Below are 637 nucleotides of genomic sequence, written 5' to 3'. Positions count from 1 at the left end.
AAATAGGTCTTCCAGCTGTCGACCGGGCCTTTGTAGAGGTCGCGGTTGACGGTGTAGCCGGCATTGCCGAAGGCGAGCGGGATCGAATGATTGCCTGTCGCATCCCACCACGGTTTCTGCCAGTCCGGCAGGACTTGGCTGTAGGCCGCCATCGAACTGGCGCCGAAATCCTCAAGCAGCCCGCTATCGATCATGATCTTCACGAAGTGCTGCGAAGGCGTGACGATGTCGTAGCCCGACGAGCCGGCCTGCAGCTTGGTGAGCAGGTCCTCGTTGGATGAGAAGGCGTCGACCGTGACCTTTATGCCGGTTTCCTTCTCGAATTTCGTGACCATCTCGGGCGAGATGGAATCCGCCCATGCGTAGATGGCCAGGCTGCCCTCGGCGAGAGCGGGCACGCTAAAGGCGAGGCTCATGGCACCGGCCATGGTGAGCGCTGCAATTTTAGTCGTCATGTCATTCCCCTGTTTGTTGTTCTCCCAGGGGCGACGATAACAAACTGCCGGGTTCGATAAATTCGATTTGCCCGACGCCTTGATTAGGAAAAACTACGCCGCTGCTACTGCCGTCGCTGAAGCAGGAAGGCCACGGTCGCCAGCACCACCGAAACAATCATGATCAAGTTCGAGATTGCGTT

The 637-nt window shown here is 57.9% G+C and carries 1 protein-coding gene; it reads right to left on the bottom strand.

Going from position 1 to position 637, the window contains the following annotated elements:
• A partial coding sequence (locus EN906_RS36340; protein ID WP_127375883.1) for an extracellular solute-binding protein occupies positions 1-455 on the bottom strand: 455 nt, incomplete at its 3' end.
• Positions 456-637: the final 182 nt, after the last annotated feature.

The organism is Mesorhizobium sp. M7A.F.Ca.CA.004.06.1.1 (assembly GCF_003999135.1).
Taxonomy (GTDB): Bacteria; Pseudomonadota; Alphaproteobacteria; order Rhizobiales; family Rhizobiaceae; genus Mesorhizobium.
This window is presented reverse-complemented; position numbering and strand designations above follow the sequence as displayed.